Origin of the sequence: Pseudomonas agarici, from assembly GCF_001543125.1 — a bacterium.
In the GTDB taxonomy this organism is placed as follows: domain Bacteria; phylum Pseudomonadota; class Gammaproteobacteria; order Pseudomonadales; family Pseudomonadaceae; genus Aquipseudomonas; species Aquipseudomonas agarici.
Map to the genome: position 1 here is coordinate 1,841,129 of NZ_CP014135.1, position 17,153 is coordinate 1,858,281.

At 60.5% G+C, this 17,153-nt stretch carries 16 protein-coding genes and 1 pseudogene; 7 read left to right on the forward strand and 10 right to left on the reverse strand.

Annotated elements, in window-relative coordinates; translation table 11 throughout:
* Window positions 1–220: 220 nt before the first annotated feature.
* The 4 genes from AWM79_RS08015 to AWM79_RS08030 all read left to right on the forward strand — a co-directional run bounded on the left by AWM79_RS08015 (window position 221) and on the right by AWM79_RS08030 (window position 5,322).
* Window positions 221–1,993 (forward strand): N-acetylglutaminylglutamine amidotransferase, encoded by a 1,773-nt coding sequence (locus tag AWM79_RS08015; RefSeq protein WP_060782568.1) that lies wholly within the window; start codon window positions 221–223, stop codon window positions 1,991–1,993.
* 4 nt (window positions 1,994–1,997) lie between these two features.
* Window positions 1,998–3,740, forward strand: a complete 1,743-nt coding sequence (gene ngg / locus AWM79_RS08020; protein WP_060782569.1) for an N-acetylglutaminylglutamine synthetase — start codon at window positions 1,998–2,000, stop codon at window positions 3,738–3,740.
* Window positions 3,741–3,800: 60 nt separating this feature from the next.
* Window positions 3,801–4,994, forward strand: coding sequence for an osmoprotectant NAGGN system M42 family peptidase (locus tag AWM79_RS08025; RefSeq protein WP_060782570.1), 1,194 nt, complete (start codon window positions 3,801–3,803; stop codon window positions 4,992–4,994).
* A gap of 100 nt (window positions 4,995–5,094) precedes the next feature.
* Window positions 5,095–5,322: a YheU family protein gene (locus AWM79_RS08030; RefSeq protein WP_017131528.1), complete on the forward strand. Its 228-nt coding sequence runs from the start codon at window positions 5,095–5,097 to the stop codon at window positions 5,320–5,322.
* Window positions 5,323–5,324: 2 nt separating this feature from the next.
* On the opposite strand, the gene csrA is transcribed toward AWM79_RS08030, so the two are convergent.
* From csrA to AWM79_RS08055, 5 genes are all read right to left on the reverse strand, one after another.
* Window positions 5,325–5,525 carry a carbon storage regulator CsrA gene (gene csrA, locus AWM79_RS08035; protein WP_017131529.1) on the reverse strand — a complete coding sequence of 67 codons (201 nt, stop codon included), beginning with the start codon at window positions 5,523–5,525 and terminating at the stop codon, window positions 5,325–5,327.
* A 424-nt stretch (window positions 5,526–5,949) separates the two neighbouring features.
* The gene (locus tag AWM79_RS08040; protein ID WP_060782571.1) at window positions 5,950–8,031 is read right to left on the reverse strand and encodes an LTA synthase family protein; all 2,082 of its coding nucleotides are present in this window, start codon (window positions 8,029–8,031) and stop codon (window positions 5,950–5,952) included.
* 488 nt (window positions 8,032–8,519) lie between these two features.
* Window positions 8,520–8,711: a PLDc N-terminal domain-containing protein gene (locus AWM79_RS08045; RefSeq protein ID WP_060782572.1), complete on the reverse strand. Its 192-nt coding sequence runs from the start codon at window positions 8,709–8,711 to the stop codon at window positions 8,520–8,522.
* A gap of 73 nt (window positions 8,712–8,784) precedes the next feature.
* The gene (locus AWM79_RS08050) at window positions 8,785–9,315 is read right to left on the reverse strand and encodes a hypothetical protein (RefSeq protein WP_017131532.1); all 531 of its coding nucleotides are present in this window, start codon (window positions 9,313–9,315) and stop codon (window positions 8,785–8,787) included.
* An 85-nt stretch (window positions 9,316–9,400) separates the two neighbouring features.
* Window positions 9,401–9,919 (reverse strand): ankyrin repeat domain-containing protein, encoded by a 519-nt coding sequence (locus tag AWM79_RS08055; protein ID WP_017131533.1) that lies wholly within the window; start codon window positions 9,917–9,919, stop codon window positions 9,401–9,403.
* Window positions 9,920–10,342: 423 nt separating this feature from the next.
* Here AWM79_RS08055 and AWM79_RS08060 point away from each other — a divergent pair, with 423 nt between their 5' ends.
* Window positions 10,343–10,615: a DUF3509 domain-containing protein gene (locus AWM79_RS08060; RefSeq protein ID WP_026013123.1), complete on the forward strand. Its 273-nt coding sequence runs from the start codon at window positions 10,343–10,345 to the stop codon at window positions 10,613–10,615.
* Between the two features lie 105 nt (window positions 10,616–10,720).
* Here AWM79_RS08060 and AWM79_RS25980 read toward each other — a convergent pair.
* The 4 genes and pseudogenes from AWM79_RS25980 to aroC form a co-directional block, all read right to left on the reverse strand.
* Window positions 10,721–10,900, reverse strand: a pseudogene (locus AWM79_RS25980) (helix-turn-helix domain-containing protein); the annotation flags it as partial.
* Between the two features lie 410 nt (window positions 10,901–11,310).
* Window positions 11,311–11,856, reverse strand: coding sequence for a 1,2-dihydroxy-3-keto-5-methylthiopentene dioxygenase (locus tag AWM79_RS08070; RefSeq protein ID WP_060782573.1), 546 nt, complete (start codon window positions 11,854–11,856; stop codon window positions 11,311–11,313).
* A 25-nt stretch (window positions 11,857–11,881) separates the two neighbouring features.
* Window positions 11,882–13,036 (reverse strand): MFS transporter, encoded by a 1,155-nt coding sequence (locus AWM79_RS08075; protein ID WP_017131537.1) that lies wholly within the window; start codon window positions 13,034–13,036, stop codon window positions 11,882–11,884.
* The gene (gene aroC / locus AWM79_RS08080) at window positions 13,036–14,127 is read right to left on the reverse strand and encodes a chorismate synthase (protein WP_060782574.1); all 1,092 of its coding nucleotides are present in this window, start codon (window positions 14,125–14,127) and stop codon (window positions 13,036–13,038) included. Before aroC ends, AWM79_RS08075 begins: the two co-directional genes overlap by 1 nt.
* 128 nt (window positions 14,128–14,255) lie before the next feature.
* Here aroC and AWM79_RS08085 point away from each other — a divergent pair, with 128 nt between their 5' ends.
* Window positions 14,256–15,212 carry an alpha/beta hydrolase gene (locus AWM79_RS08085; RefSeq protein WP_060782575.1) on the forward strand — a complete coding sequence of 319 codons (957 nt, stop codon included), beginning with the start codon at window positions 14,256–14,258 and terminating at the stop codon, window positions 15,210–15,212.
* Window positions 15,213–15,311: 99 nt separating this feature from the next.
* The gene (locus AWM79_RS08090; RefSeq protein ID WP_017131540.1) at window positions 15,312–16,103 is read left to right on the forward strand and encodes a hypothetical protein; all 792 of its coding nucleotides are present in this window, start codon (window positions 15,312–15,314) and stop codon (window positions 16,101–16,103) included.
* 24 nt (window positions 16,104–16,127) lie between these two features.
* Here the strand turns inward: AWM79_RS08090 and prmB are convergent, their stop codons facing one another.
* Window positions 16,128–17,036, reverse strand: a complete 909-nt coding sequence (gene prmB / locus AWM79_RS08095) for a 50S ribosomal protein L3 N(5)-glutamine methyltransferase (RefSeq protein WP_017131541.1) — start codon at window positions 17,034–17,036, stop codon at window positions 16,128–16,130.
* Between the last annotated feature and the right edge of the window lie 117 nt (window positions 17,037–17,153).

Below are 17,153 nucleotides of genomic sequence, written 5' to 3' on the forward strand. Positions count from 1 at the left end.
AAATATAAAAAAATGTTTATTATCAACAAGTTAAATCAATAACTTCGATCAATCGAATAACCGGTTAATACCCTTTTCACAACCTCGCACCACACCGGCCACCTGCCGGGTTGGCCGGTTACGGCGCTGTTTATAATGGATTGATATAAAACTCCTCACTTCTCAGTGGGTCTGTTGCAGAGTCACGCCCCCTCCCCAACGGACAACCGGTAAGGAATTTATGTGCGGATTAGCAGCAGAGTTACGTTTCGATCGACACCCCGCGGACCTCGCAGCGCTTGAGCGGATCACCCACCATATGGCTCCACGCGGCCCCGATGCCTGGGGTTTCTACAGCCAGGGACCCATCGCTCTCGGTCATCGGCGACTGAAAATCATGGACCTGTCGGATGCCTCGGCGCAGCCGATGATCGACCCTGACCTGGGCTTGTCCCTGGCGTTCAATGGCGCGATCTACAACTTCCCCGAACTACGCCGCGAACTGGAACAACAGGGCTATGCGTTCCACTCCGACGGCGATACCGAAGTCTTGCTCAAGGGCTACCACGCCTGGGGTGAGGCGCTGCTGCCCAAGCTCAATGGCATGTTCGCGTTCGCCATCTGGGAACGCGATGCCCAGCGCCTGTTCATCGCCCGCGACCGCCTCGGGGTCAAGCCGCTGTACCTGTCGCGCACCCCCCAACGCCTGCGTTTGGCCTCAAGCCTGCCGGCGCTGCTCCAGGGCGGCGACATCAACCCGCTGCTGGACCCGGTGGCCCTCAATCACTACTTGAATTTTCACGCCGTGGTCCCCGCACCGCGCACCTTGCTGGCCGGAGTCGAGAAACTGCCGCCAGCGAGCTGGATGCGTATCGAGGCCGACGGCCGCACCGAACAGCGCATTTGGTGGTCGCTGCCCTACGGGCCGAATGCCGATGAGACCCAGCTGAACCTGGAAGACTGGCGTGACCGCGTGCTCGACAGTACCCGCCAAGCCGTGGCAATTCGCCAACGAGCTGCGGTCGATGTCGGCGTGTTGTTATCCGGCGGGGTCGATTCGAGCCTGCTGGTTGGCTTGTTGCGCGAAGTCGGGGTCGAGCAGTTGTCGACCTTTTCCATCGGCTTCCAGGATGCCGGCGGCGAACGCGGCGACGAGTTCCACTACTCGGATCTGATCGCCCGCCATTACGGTACACAGCACCATCAGTTGCGCATCGACGAACGGCAGATCATCGCGCAGTTGCCGGCGGCATTCCGCGCCATGAGCGAGCCGATGGTCAGCCATGACTGCATCGCCTTCTACCTGCTGGCCCGGGAAGTCGCCCAGCACTGCAAAGTGGTGCAAAGCGGCCAGGGTGCCGACGAGCTGTTCGCCGGCTACCACTGGTACCCACAAGTGGACGGTGCCGCCGATCCCCATGCCGCCTACCGTGCCGCCTTCTTCGACCGCAGCTACGCCGATTATGCCGACACTGTGCAGCCACGCTGGCGAGTCGAGCAGGATGCCGCCGGCGATTTTGTCCGCGAACATTTCGCCCTCCCCGGCGCCAGTGCCGCGGTAGACAAGGCCTTGCGCCTGGACAGCACGGTGATGCTGGTGGACGACCCAGTCAAGCGCGTCGACAATATGACCATGGCCTGGGGCCTGGAAGCCCGCATGCCGTTTCTCGACTATCGGCTGGTGGAACTGTCGGCTCGCGTGCCCGCCAGGTTCAAACTGCCGGACGGTGGCAAGCAGGTCCTCAAGGAAGCCGCCCGCCTGGTCATTCCCCGCGAGGTTATCGACCGCAAGAAAGGCTACTTCCCGGTCCCCGGTCTCAAGTACCTGCAAGGCGATACCTTGGACTGGGTACGCGAGCTGTTGCTCGACCCTAGCCAGGACCGGGGCCTGTTCAACCCGGCGACACTCGATCGCCTGCTCACCGATCCCCACGGCCAACTGACCCCGTTGCGCGGCTCCAAGCTGTGGCAACTGGCGGCCCTGAATCTGTGGCTCAGCGAACAAGGAATCTGATCCGATGAAAGCTCATGCCACGGCTTACAGCCAACGCCTGCTGCGCGGCCAGCCACCGTCCTACGAACGCCTGCAGGCACGCCACGCCGAAGACGGCAACGAACCGGCCACCCAAGCGGTGGCGGTGCATTGCGGCTGGGGCCGGCTGCTGATCGGGCACACCTTCGCCGATCCCGCCGGACTGGCCGAAGCGCTGTTGCACGAACAGCCTGGCGAGCGCGACATAGCGCTGTATGTCGCCGCGCCCCAACAGGTGCTTGCCCAAGCGCCGCAACAGCTATTTCTCGATCCCTCCGACACGCTGCGCCTGTGGTTCAGCGATTACCGGCCGGCCACCCGGGTGTTTCGCGGTTTCCGTATTCGCCGGGCGCAGACCCTCGCAGACTGGCAAGCGATCAACCCACTCTACATCGCCCGCGACATGCTACCCATCGACCCGCGCTTACTGACCCCGCGCCATCAGGGCGGTCCGGTGTACTGGCTGGCGGAAGACGAGGACAGCGGCGCCTTGATCGGCAGCGTCATGGGCCTCAACCACCAGAAGGCCTTCCATGATCCGGAACACGGATGCAGCCTCTGGTGCCTGGCGGTGGACCCCAATTGCAGCCGGCCGGGGGTCGGCGAAGTGCTGGCGCGTCACCTGATCGAGCACTTCATGAGTCGTGGCCTGAGCCACCTGGACCTGTCGGTGCTGCACGACAATCGCCAGGCTAAGAGCCTGTACGCCAAGCTTGGGTTCCGCACCCTCAGTACCTTCACCATCAAGCGCAAGAATGGCATCAACCAACCGTTGTTCCTCGGGCCAGGACCCGAGGCCGAATTCAACCCCTATGCACGGATCCTGGTAGACGAAGCCCACCGACGCGGGATCGACGTGCAGGTCGACGACGCTTCGGCCGGTATGTTCACCCTCAGTCACGGTGGGCGGCGAGTACGCTGCCGGGAGTCGCTGACCGACCTGACCAGCGCCATCAGCATGAGCCTGTGCCAGGACAAGAGCCTGACCCACCGGGTGCTCCAGCAAGCCGGCCTGAAGGTGCCTCACCAGCAGCGCGCCGGCACGGTCACCGACAATCGGGCATTTCTCCAAGCCCATGGGCGCATCGTCGTCAAACCCCTCGATGGTGAACAGGGACAGGGGGTGGCCGTGGACCTGCGCACCGGCGACGAAGTGGCGCAAGCCATCGAGGCTGCCCGCGCCTTCGACAGCCGGGTGCTGCTGGAGAGCTTTCACGAAGGCTTGGACCTGCGCATCGTGGTGATCGGTTTCGAAGTGGTGGCTGCCGCCATCCGGCATCCGGCCCAGGTGGTCGGCGATGGCCACCACAGTATCGGCGCGCTGATCGAAGCACAGAGTCGTCGCCGCCAAGCGGCCACCGGCGGTGAGAGCCGGATTCCTCTCGATGCGCAAACCCAGCATACCCTGCGGGCAGCCGGCCATGACTACGACACGGTATTGGCTCCGGGCGAACAGCTGGCGGTGCGCCGCACCGCCAATCTGCACACTGGTGGCAGCCTGGAAGACGTCACGACCATCCTCCATCCGACGCTGGCCGAGGTCGCCGTGCGTGCGGCGCGGGCCTTGGATATCCCAGTGGTCGGGCTCGACCTGATGGTTTGCGCGGCGGACCAGCCGGACTACGTTTTCATTGAAGCCAATGAACGCTGCGGGCTGGCCAACCATGAACCACAGCCCACAGCCGAGCGTTTTATCGATCTGCTGTTTCCCCATAGCCTGCCAACGTGATGAAGTAGCGCGGATCGTTGCCTTTTCCGCGCAAGAATTCTCATGCAAGAAGGAGCGACCATGAACACCGCTATTGCACAACCCGATCTCGACTACCTGCAACGAGTCTTGCTGGAAATGCTCGCCATTCCCAGCCCGACGGGGTTCACCGACACCATCGTGCGTTATGTCGCCGAACGTCTGGAGGAGTTGGGCATTCCCTTCGAACTGACCCGACGCGGCACCCTGCGCGCCACCCTCAAGGGCCACCAGAAAAGTCCCGACCGCGCCGTATCGGCTCACCTCGACACCATCGGCGCCGCTGTGCGGGCGATCAAGGACAACGGGCGCCTGAGCCTGGCGCCGGTTGGCTGCTGGTCGAGTCGCTTTGCCGAGGGCAGCCGGGTCAGCCTGTTCACCGATACAGGGGTGATCCGCGGCAGCGTATTGCCGCTACTGGCCTCCGGACACGCCTTCAACACGGCGGTGGATGAACTGCCGGTCAGTTGGGATCATGTCGAACTGCGTCTTGACGCCTACTGCTCAACCCGTGCCGATTGCGACTCACTGGGCATCAGCGTGGGTGATTTCGTCGCCTTCGATCCGTTACCGGAATTCACCGGCAGTGGTCATATCAGCGCCCGCCACCTCGATGACAAGGCCGGGGTCGCCGCCCTGCTCACCGCCCTCAAGGCGATTGTCGAAAGCGATGCGCAACCACCGATCGACTGCCATCCGCTGTTCACCATTACCGAGGAAACCGGTAGCGGCGCGGCAGCGGCATTGCCCTGGGATGTCAGCGAATTCGTCGGCATCGATATTGCCCCGGTCGCGCCGGGCCAACATTCGAACGAGCATGCGGTGAGCGTGGCGATGCAGGACTCCGGGGGGCCGTATGACTACCATCTGTCGCGCCATCTGCTGAGGCTGGCGACCGAGAACGAACTGCCGGTGCGCCGCGACCTGTTTCGCTACTATTTCAGCGATGCCCATTCGGCGGCCACCGCCGGGCATGACAGTCGCATGGCGCTGCTGGCATTCGGCTGCGATGCCACCCACGGTTATGAGAGAACCCATATCGACAGCCTGGCAGCGTTGAGCCGCCTGCTCGGTGCCTATATGCTCAGCCCGCCGGTGTTCGCCAGCGATGCACAGCCGGCCACCGGCTCCCTCGACCGTTTCAGCCATCAACTGGAACACGAGACCCAGATGGAAAGCGACACCCGAGTGCCATCAGTGGACAGCTTGATCGGCCAGCGCAATCCACTCGACTGAAGGTATTCGCCGCCAGATGCTCCGGTGCCCCGCCGCATTACCGGTAGCCGGACTGGGCTGGTGGCAGTAGCATGCCGCGGATTCCTGAAGATAACTTGCCATGCTGATTCCCTACGACCAACTCGAACCCGACACCCTGACCCGGCTGATCGAAGATTTCGTCAGCCGCGACGGCACCGACAACGGCGATGACACCCCCCAGGAAACCCGTGTGCTGCGGGTACGAAAAGCGCTGAGCAAAGGCCAGGCGGTGATTTTCTTCGACCTGGAAAGCCAACAATGCCAATTGCTCCCCAAGCACGCAGTACCCAGGGAGTTCTTCGACTGACCTCAGGCCACCGGCTCGCGGGCAGGGACGCCAGGCTCTCCCTTTGTCAGAATCCGCCGATAGATTTCGGCACGATGTACATTGACGTGTTTGGGTGCTTCCACACCAAAACGCACATGGTTGCCGTTAACGGCGAGAACTCGCACGGTGATGTTATCGCCGATGGAAATCATCTCGCCCACGACGCGGCTCAATACAAGCATGGCACTCATCCTCACAGGGTTTATGAGCGGCCAAGACTGCCCGGCCCGACCACGGCCTTCAATGCAGGCGCAGCAAATCAGCCTGCCCTTACCGACATGGCCGATTCGCCCTACAGAATAAGATTTCATACCTTTGCCAATCAGAACTTTCGTTGCGGGAATACCTGAACACAGTCCCCATTCGATAACCTCTCGCACCGACTGCCGGACCTTGACCCACAACTTGTCGGCCGCCCTGCAGATTGCACAATGCCTCAGGCAAAAGCGCAGCTCGATCATGGCGCCTGTTAATCGGAGTGATGGTCCGCGCATAAAAACACCCTGCAAAAGCGCCACTCTCGCAGGGTGTTGGGGTTGAGCATCTGATTAAACGCCCCGACAGCTCGGGACGCTTTTCATGTCGACGGATAATCCACGGACGGCATTATTTGGTCGGAGCAACACCTGCCGTGTTATCCAGCAGGCTCTGGGTCGCGGTCTGGATGAACGAACCCAGTTTCTGCTTCAGCTCAGCCTCGTCCGGTGAGTCGGGGATCACTTCGCCAACAGGATTGGCGCCTAGCTGGTAGCGCCAGACCTTGGCCGGCACATCCTTGGGCTGGACCAGGATATGATCGCCGTGGATGATCGCTACGGTCGGCTCGTTACCCGATGGCTTGATCATGCCGATGCCCTTATCGCCTTCCGGCAGGTTGAGCAGGTCACGCCCCCAGCACTGCTGGCGGAACTCGCCACCCAGGCGTCCCATGATGGTCGGGACGATATCGATCTGGGTGCCCACGGTGTCGCGGCGCGCACCGAACTTTTCCTGAATCCCCGGACCGATCAGCAGCAGCGGTACGTTGAAGCGCCCCAGGTCCATTTCGGTGATCTGCTCGTCGTTGCCAAAACCATGGTCGCCGACCACCACGAACAGAGTCTCCTTGAAGTAAGGCTCCTTGCGGGCCTTCTCGAAGAACTGCCCCAGCGCCCAGTCGGCATAACGCATCGCCGTCAGGTGCTCGTTGAGGGAGCCACGGTTGGTCACCCGTTCCACCGGCAGCGGCGTCGGCAGCGCATACGGGGTGTGGTTGGACAGGGTCTGCAGCAGCGCATAGAACGGTTTGCCCGACTCACCACGGGTCTTGAGCTCCTCCAGGCTGCGGTCGAACATGTCCTGGTCGGAGACGCCCCAGGTGGGATCGGAGAACACCGGGTTGACGAAGTCGTTACGGCCAATAAAGGTGGTCATGCCCTGGCTGCCGAAAAACCCCGACTGGTTGTCCCAGGCGAAATCGCCGTTGTAGACATACACATCGTCATACTGGCGAGCGCTAAGCAGTTGCGGCAGGCCCGATAGCTTGTGGCTGCCCTCTGGCGTCTGCATCAAGTACTCGAAACCCGGCAGGTTCGGGAAACAGGCCATGGTCGCGAACATGCCCTGGTGGGTATGGGTGCCGTTGGAGAAGAAGCGGTCGAACAACAGGCCCTCCTTCGACAGCTGGTCAAAGTATGGGGTGATGTTGCCGGGACGACCCAGAGCGCCCACCGAGTGCCCGGCGAAGCTTTCCATCAGGATCACCACCACGTTCTTGATTGCCAGGGTATTCTGCGCCGGTGGCGTGGTGTCCCGGCGGATCGCGGCGATATCGCTCTCGACCAGTTTGTCGTCGCCGGTCAGCAGCATGTCGCGCACGGTCTGCTGGGCCAGTGGCTGTTGCAGAGTGGCTTTCCAGATATTGTCGCGATCATCGGACAAGCGGCTATGGGCCGCCGAGATCAGCGTCAACGAACCATTGAGGCCTAGCTGGTTGGCGAAGTTTGAATTGGTGGTATAGGCATCCCCCCAGCGCAGCGGCGGCCCCTGGCGCAGAGTGCCGCGAGCCGCCACGACACAGATCAGCAACAGCACCACGAACAGCACGATCCGGGCGTACCACGGCGCCACGGCGCGGGCGCCAGCGCTTGCACTGAAGGTGGCACGGGGGCGGGTCAGACGATCGGCCCCCTTGAACAGCAGGCTCAATATCACCGTGCCCACAGCCCAGGCCAGCAGGTAGCGGGCCACTGGAAAACCATACCAGAGCATGCTCATGACGGTTTTCGGGTCTTCCTTCACGTACTGGAACACCAGGCCGTTGAGCCGCTGGTGGAACTCGCGGTAGAAGTCCATCTCCATCAGCCCAAAGAACAGCGCGAGGCTCGACGCCACAGTCAGCCAGAGGCGGAACAGGCCGCGAGCGGCCATTGCCCGGGCACTGAGCAAGGCCAGCGTCAACGGAATGCAGAAGTAGACCACGATGCGGATATCAAAACGCAGCCCGTTGCCGAATGCCTCGATAAAGGTCGAAGCCGGGGTGTCGAGAATCATCTCGCGGTTATAGACCAGCAATGCAACCCGCAGCAGGGTGAACATCACCATCATGATCAATGCGCACAACAGCGTATAGGCCAGATGAGACTTAACTGTCGGTTGCAGCAGGCACGTTGAGGGGCGCTGCTTGCTCAGGGCGTCCGGGTTTGCCATGTCGGTTTGGGACTCGTAGGATTCAAGTTGGAAAGTCGGGTTCAGCAGCGCCCAACCCTCGATGGATCATGAGAGCGGCGCGAAGCCGGCAAATGTTGCACGATCATCGATGGTTTACCACCCGTGCATTGTCGGTCGCTGTTGAAATATTTCCTCGCCCAAGCCGAAAACCGCTCTAAAACGGCGGATTGCAAGAAGCGAGAGGTCAATCATGCGCAGGAATTGTCTGTGACGGAATGTGAAAATTTCGTCTGGCGCACGTTTTGACACATAAAAAACAACCTGGCGAAGCAATGCTCCCGGCGCCGGCAGGAGGTCGTCATCTACTGTCGTCTGGTGGCCGGTACGAACGGGTTAACTCAAGTTCGGCCATCAGCATCCATGGCCGAGGCACGTGCCCCGCCATGGCGAGCAACAGCCACGCAAGCAGGGGCCGGTGGCGCCGAACTTGACTCACAGAACTTGCCACACAAACCGCCGCTCCCGATCTAGAGCCGCACATTGCCCCTGGGTCCGGCAATCGCCCAGATAATCAGGCCCAGCACCGGCAACAGGATGATCAGCAATATCCAGAGGATTTTCATTCCGTTTTCAGCGCCGCTTTTCAGCACATTGATGATCGCCCAGATATCCAGGACCAGAATGATCAGGCCAACGAGGCCATTGAAGGTTGAACCCATGGTGTTGCTCCTGAATGAGGATTTACCTTCCTTAGGATAGCCGGCTGAGGACAGGGTTCCGTTATTTTGCCGCTCAGACGTGCAAGGCGATCCGCAGGGCTTCCAGGGACGGTGCAGCGGCGATGCCGACTCGCTCGCACAACGCCAGGACCCGTGGCAGGTCGTTGCCGTAGACCAGGACCGCCTGCAATTCGTCATCCAGCGGCTGGCTGAAATTCATCAGGACATAGCCACCCATTTCCGGATTCATGCTGCCGAGCTGAATCTGAATCCGCTTCAGTGCCGTCAGCGCCTCGACCTTGGACAGTTGCCTGGGCTTGATATTGAACGAAACATCCTTGCCGAAGGAGTCGACGATCTGCGCGAACAACTCCATATAGGTGTCCGCCTGGAACAACACGGTTTCCGGCAGACTGCCGACCACCACCCATTCGCCCAGGGCAATCGGGAAGCTCTCGTCGTAATTGATATCCGGATTGGCCGCCAGAAATCCCGTTGCATCGGCATAAGCCTGGGCCGCTTCGTCGGCGATCTGCTGGATCTCGGTCTCGCCCATGCAGCCGGAGCTGATTTGACTGATGAGTTCGATAAGGGCGGCTTTCATGACGGGATCCTGCGACCTTGGGTTGTTCGGGGCCGCGAAGGATAGCGCAAATGCCGGCGCGGGTTCAAAACCCGCGCCGCGCCCCTCAGGCGTCGAGTCGTTGCAACTGGTTCACGGTGTCGGTCGCGCCCATGGTCCGCGCCGCCGCCAGGGCAGTGACACCGTTGGCGTCCCTGGCCTGAGGATCGGCACCCTGGCTGAGCAGGTACTCGACAATGCTGGTGCGGTTGAACATCGCAGCCATCATCAAGGCCGTGCGACCGTCCGCCGAAGCGCCCTCGACCTGAGCGCCGCTTTCGATCAACAGCTTGACCATCGGCAGGTCGCCCTTGAAGGCGGCTCCGGCAATCGGACTCTGGCCGTTGTCGTTGCGGATTTCCGGATCGGCCTGATGCTCGAGCAATACCCGCACGGCATCGATGTGCCCGTGATAACTGGCAAGCATCAACAGGGTATCGCCTTTGTGATTGCGCAAGTTCGCCGGTAGGCCTTTGCTCAGCAACGCCGCCAGCAATGGCGCATCACCTTTGCGTGCCACGTCGAATACCTGTTCGGCAAACTCGGCGGCTTCCTCTTCGGTCATTTGTCGGGCTTGATCGGACATGTTGGACTCCCTGTGGCTAAACGAGAACTAGAAAATCTAGGTCGTTAGTTTCCCGAGCAGAAGTTTCCTTGTCATGCCTTATTTTTCAAGCGTTTCCATAGTCACGATCAATAACGGGGCTTGTTAGCATGAATAGCCCCATCTATCCACTACCTGCCCCGCCGCGAAAAATAACCTCGCCTCGCGCAATACCGCCCATGAAGGTTTTGAAAAGCTTTGCATTCTGGGCAACCGTCAGTCTCGACGGCCAAAGGGCAAAATGCAGGATGCACGGTGGCTATTCTTGCAATTTGCACGACTGCTCGAAGTTAAAAAAATATAACAAATTGATTTATATATATTTTTTTAAAAAAGCATACTGGCACAATCACTGCACCTATCAGTCCATGCCTAGCCATTCATGAACTGATGGAGCTGATCGACATGAACCTCATCCAGGAAAAATTCTCCTCTGTGTTCTCCAACTACGAAGTGACCACCCAATCGCGTCCTGACGGCGGTGTGTTGCTGACCCTACGTGACAGCGATGGCAAGCAGGTCCGGCGTTCAATTTCCTACGCCCAGTTACATACCGCCGAACAACTGACCTGGGTGATCAGTGCAATTCGTCGTGACCTGGCTGGCGAGGCCAGCGAGTTGCCGTCGATTTCGCTGTTGCAGAGCCAGAACCGCTTTGCCCTGCCGACCTATTATTGAGTCAACGGCAGACCTTCGGCCACGGGTTGCAAGCAGGGGTGGAAGCCGCCGCTTCGCCTAGCCGCCCGTGGCCCACCACATCCCTGTACCCCGCGCTATAACCCCCTACACCAAGCCGCGGCTAACGGCTTCGCCGACCGCATGCGCGCGGTTGCTCACTCCGAGCTTGTGATAAATGTTGCGTAAGTGATGCTTCACCGTGGCTTGCGACACCTCGCGGATCACGCTGATTTCCCATACCGTCTTTCCCGCCCTCGCCCACCTGAGCACTTCCAGTTCCTTTTCGCTCAGGGCCTTGGCTTTGGCGAGACGGTTTCTCCTGGGCTTGCTCAAACCCGGCAGCAACACCACTTGGACAACATCCTGTTTAAGTGGCTCGCGCAAATCCACCATGTCGACCGCTCGGAGCCTGACCGTATGCCCGATAACGGCATCCAGCCTCTTGGGAATGCTCATGTCTGTTTCTCCCTGTGAATTTCAATAAATCGCACGACCGTCGCCAGGTTTTTCTGGCAACAAATGCGCAACTATCAAAAACAGAGAGTTACACAGAAGCAGCATTTAACAACCAACTGCACACACAAACAGGGATGCCCGACATTTCAATAGGCAACATCCTACAACTTAAAACATGCGACTCCGACTCAAGCTTTAATCGCTCCTGCCGGTCATCACATGTTTAATGTCGCTTGGATTCACTCGTCAAGACGCGGAAAGTGGCTAGCGATATCTTCGCCGGTGAAACTGGCCACTCGCCCCTCAGGCCGATCAAACAGACAAATAACTACGCAGCGCGGGTGCTCCCCCATGTCGAACCAGTGACGCGTGCCAGCCGGCAGCGAAACCAGATCATTGCGCTCGCACAGCACGGCATAGACATAGTCACCCATGTGCAGGCTGAGCAGGCCGCGACCGGCGACGAAGAAACGTATTTCGTTGGCCGCGTGATGTTGTTCGGCGAAGCCTGCCGCGCACCACTCGGCTTGCCGAGGATGGCCGTTGTCGAGGCTGATGACCTCGACAGTCGCGCCACCGTGCTCACTCATCAGTTGATCGATCTGCAACTGATAAGCGCCAATCACTTCCTCCCGACTGGCTCCGGCGCGAATCGGCGTCGCAGCGGATCGGCGTTCGAAACGAACACCGTGTTCCGCCAGGGTCGAGGCAATGTCGTCGACGTGGGTCAAGACCTTGTTGGCAAGTTCCGGGGTGGCAACAGGGTAAACGGACAGACTGCTCATTAGGCTCTCTTTCCTTGGGTCGGGCTCAGGGCCGTTCCTCTTGCATGCGGGTGGCAATAATCATCGCGGCCGCCAGGGCCGCCAGGCTGGCAATACTGAATGTCAGGGTCGGCCCCAGGGCCTTCCAACTGTAGCCGGCGTACAAAGCACCTACGGCTCCGCCAATGCCGGACAAGGCCGCATATAAAGCCTGACCCTGTCCTTGCTGGCGCGCACCGAAGCTGCGTTGCACAAAATGGATGGCCGCAGCGTGAAAGCTGCCGAAAGTGGCGGCGTGCAACAGTTGGGCGAACAACAGCACCCACAGATGCTCGGCGAACGAGCCCAACAACAACCAGCGCAAGGCTGCCAGGAGAAAACTGGCCAACAGCACCTGGCGCACGGAGAAATGCACGAGGATCCGGCTCATGGCCAGGAACATCAGGACTTCCGCGACCACGCCCAAAGCCCAGAGCAGACCGATCAGGCCACGGCCATAGCCGAGATCCTCAAGGTGCAGGGTCAGGAAGGTGTAATAAGGACCGTAGCTCATCTGCATCAGCGCGACACAGCCATAGAAGGCCAGCACCCCAGAGCTGCGAAGTTGCTTGAGAAATCCCTCGCCCGCAGGACGGTTGGCCTGGCTCACCGGCTGGGCATTGGGCACCCAGACGCTGCTCAGGACGATACCGCTCATGATCACCACAATGACCACCGGATAGATATCCAGGCTCAGCCATTCGAACAGTCGCCCCAACGCCACCACGGTGAGGATGAAACCGATCGAGCCCCACAGGCGGATCTGGCTGTAACGCGCGGGCTGGCTCTGCAAGTGCGCCAGGGTGATGACTTCGAACTGCGGCAGCACCGCATGCCAGAAGAACGCGTGAAGGGCCATCACCAGCGCCAGCCAGGCGTAGCTTTTGTCAAAGAAAATCAGGGAAAACGCCAGCAGTGTGCAGACCGCGCCAAAACGCACGATCGCCAGGCGCTGGCCAGTGAAGTCACCCAGCCAGCCCCAGATATTCGGCGCCACGCAGCGCATCAGCATGGGAACGGCTACCAGTTCGCCAATCCGCGCCGGAGCAAAGCCCAGGTGGTGAAAGTACAGTGCCAGAAACGGTGCCGTCGCCCCTAGCAGGGCAAAGTAGAACAGATAGAAACCGGACAGCCGCCAGTAAGGGAGCGGTGCTGCGGACATTACAACTGGCCCAGTACCGGGGTGCTCACGCGCACATCCGCATTTTGCCCGCGATGACGCAACAGGTGATCCATCAGGACAATGGCCATCATCGCCTCGGCAATCGGCGTGGCACGGATGCCGACGCACGGGTCATGGCGTCCCTTGGTGATCACATCCACCGGATTGCCATGGATATCGATGGAGCGACCCGACGTGGTGATACTCGACGTCGGCTTGAGCGCCAAGTGCGCGACAATCGGCTGGCCGGAGGAAATGCCGCCAAGAATGCCGCCGGCGTTGTTGCTGAGAAAACCTTGCGGGGTCATTTCGTCGCGATGTTCCGTACCACGCTGGGCCACACAGGCGAACCCGGCGCCGATTTCCACGCCCTTGACCGCGTTGATGCTCATCAGCGCATGCGCAAGCTCGGCATCCAGGCGATCGAAGATCGGCTCGCCAAGGCCCGGCATCACGCCTTCGGCGACCACGGTGATTTTCGCGCCGACCGAATCCTGGTCGCGGCGCAACTGGTCCATATAAGCTTCCAACTCAGGCACCTTGTCCGGATCCGCGCTGAAAAAGGCGTTCCGCTCCACCGAGTCCCAGCTCTTGAACGGGATTTCGATAGGGCCTAGCTGGCTCATATAGCCGCGAATGACAATGCCCCGGCTCGCCAGAAATTTCTTCGCAATGGCACCGGCGGCAACGCGTATTGCAGTTTCCCGGGCCGAGCTGCGGCCACCACCCCGATAGTCGCGTTCACCGTATTTGTGGTGGTAGCTATAGTCGGCATGGGCGGGACGGAACAGGTCCTTGATCGCCGAGTAGTCCTTGGACTTCTGGTCGGTATTGCGGATCAACAGGCCGATGGGGCAACCGGTGGTGCGACCTTCGAAGACCCCCGAAAGAATCTCCACTTCATCGGCTTCCTGACGCTGGGTGGTGTGCCGACTAGTGCCGGGCTTGCGGCGGTCGAGGTCGCGTTGCAGGTCCTCTGGCGACAGCTCCAGGCCCGGCGGGCAGCCATCGACAATGGCGACCAACGCCGGGCCATGGCTTTCGCCAGCGGTGGTGACAGTGAACAGCTTGCCGTAGGTATTGCCGGACATGCAGGGGCTCCGCGAATCAGATCTAGAGATAACCGAGCGGCCCAGTATACGCAGGCTGTCCAAGTAGTTCATCCTCGAACCTTAGCGCCAGGCGCGAGTCCAACCGACACCTTGTTCATAATGGCGTGATGATGCTACGTATTTTGCTCCTTACCTTGACCTTGTTCAGCGGTTTCACCCAAGCGGGCGTGGTGCTGCAACGACCGATCAGCCTGAACATCGGTAGCGGCGAGCTGTTCGGCTCGCTGTTGCTGCCAAAATCGGCCACGCCGGTACCGGTGGTGCTGATCATAGCCGGCTCCGGCCCCACCGACCGGGACGGCAACAACCCCGACGGCGCACGCAACGACAGTCTCAAGCGCCTGGCCTGGCTGCTGGCCAGGCACAATATCGCCAGCCTGCGCTATGATAAGCGCGGCGTGGCGGCGAGCCTGTCTGCCGAACCCGATGAACGCCATCTGAGTGTCGAAGGCTATGTCGCCGATGCCGTCGCCTGGGGCGAGAAACTCAAGGCCGACCCGAGCCTGGGGCCGCTCATCCTCCTGGGCCACAGCGAAGGCGCGTTGATCGCCACCCTCGCCGCGCCGAAGCTGGATGCCGTCGGGGTCATTTCCCTATCCGGCAGCGGTCGTCCGGTCGATCAGGTGGTCCGCCAGCAACTGGCCCATCAACTGCCGCCGGCGTTGCTGCTGCGTAGCAACGAGCTGCTCGACAGCCTCAAGGCCGGGCGGCTGGACAACGATATCCCACCGCCACTGGAGCCGATCTTCCGTCCCAGCGTCCAGCCCTACCTGATCAGCCTGTTCCGCCAGGACCCGGCGGCGGCCTTCGGTCGGTTAAAAATGCCAGCACTGATTATCCAAGGACGTCATGACATCCAAGTGAGTGTCGCCGACGCAGAAAACCTGAAGAAGGCCAAACCCAATGCACGGCTGGTGCTGGTTGAGGGCATGAATCATGTCCTGCGCATTGTGTCCAACGACATCCCGTCTCAATTGGCTTCCTATAACGACCCGCAACAGCCTCTGACGGCCGCACTGGAAGGACCGATCAGCACCTTTATCGACGGGCTCACTCCCCATTGAGACGATTTTTCACTCCAGTCCTGACAGAAACGGCCGATAAGGCCCTTGCCGGTATCGATAGTGTGACCGGCAAGCTGGACACGGACAGGATCTCACCGAATGACTGATACCCAAGCGTCACCCGAAAGCAACGCCGAAGCCGTGGAATCCGCGCCGGTTGATCTGCCGTGGGCAGATGTGCAACCCGAGCATTTCAAGATGTTGCGTCTGGCGCCGCTGGCTACTGACCGGGCTACTGGCGGGCGACCGCTGCGATTTGTCCAATTCGGCTATGCCGAGCGCAACCACAAGGAACGCAGCCTGCTGCGCATGAGTATCCAGTTACCGGCGCAACGGGTGCGCAAGGAACAGAATCAGTTGGACATGTGGGTCGATCACACCACCAAACGCGTGCATTTCAGGCCCGAGAGTGGTTTACAGGTGGAACCGTGGAATCGTGGGATCGGTCGTTTCCTGGTGGCGCAGGGCGCCATCTGGGCGCAAAAAAAATGGTCGCATTACCGGGTCGATGGCGCAGCCTTGCAGAACAAGGACGCGCTGAGCGAGGACACCCGTCTGCGCCGCGATCACTTCTTGCGAGTCCAGGGTTTCGACGTGGTCTACGCCGACCCCCTGCACCTCAAGGGCAGTTACAAGGACCTGCAGGTTGGCGAACTGCTGGCCCAGTGGAACACCGAGAAGCTGCAATTCGTGGAAATTCTCGAGGCAGCGCAGATGTTGCAAAATGCCGAACAAAACCTGATGGAACAGGAGGTCAAGCTGCGCCAACAGGAAGAGCGCGTCGGCAAGTTCAAACGCGAAGACAGCGGGCTGCGCTTCACCATCACCTGCCTGGTGGCCTTTGCGATGTTCCAGGCCGGGCTATTGATCTGGATGGCCACACACCGCTAACAGAGGTGGCGCTCCTGCGTCGACTCAGACCCTGGAGGCGAACAACGCTTGATGTTCACGGCACTGTGGCGCCGTCAGCATGAACACTCCGTGCCCACCACGCTCGAAGTCCAGCCAGGCAAAATCCACTTCCGGGTACAGGGCCTCGACGTGGACCTGACTATTGCCCACCTCGACGATCAGCAAGCCTTTCTCGGTCAAGTGATCCGCCGCTTCGGCGAGCATCCGCCGCACCAGGTTCAAGCCATCTTCGCCGCAGGCCAGGCCCAACTCCGGCTCATGCTGGTACTCGTCCGGCATGTCGGCGAAATCCTCGGCATCGACATAGGGCGGGTTGGATACGATCAGGTCGAAGCGCTGTCCCGGCAAGCCGTCGAAACCATCGCCCTGGACCGTGAACACTCGCTCATCGAGACCATGACGCTCGATATTCTGGTTCGCCACTTCCAGCGCCGGGAAGGACACGTCGGCCAACAGCACTTGCGCCTGCTCGAACGTGTAGGCGCAGGCAATGCCGATGCAACCAGAACCTGTACACAGGTCGAGGATTCGCGCCGGCTCCGCGCCGAGCCAGGGAGCGAAGCGGCTTTCGATCAGTTCGCCGATCGGCGAGCGCGGGATCAGCACGCGCTCATCGACGATGAACGACAACCCGCAGAACCAGGCCTCGCCCAGCAGGTAAGCGGTCGGCACCCGATCTTCGATACGACGCTTGAGCAGATGCTGCAGATAGGTCAGCTCGTCCTCCTCCAGGTGGCAGTCGAGGTAGCTGTCGGCGATTTCCCAGGGCAAGTGCAGCGCGCCCAGCACCAATTGACGTGCCTCGTCCCACGCGTTGTCGGTGCCGTGACCGAAAAACAGATCCGCGCCATGAAAACGGCTGACAGCCCAACGAATGTGGTCACGCAGGGTACGCAGGCGGGAAGTGATCACGGGTAGACTCCTGAAAAAACAACGGGCAATTCTAACAGCCAAATAGACATCGGGTAAAAACAAGGCAAAAAGATATCATGGAGCGGCTTTGCGACCTCCGCCGTCGCCCCTCGACAC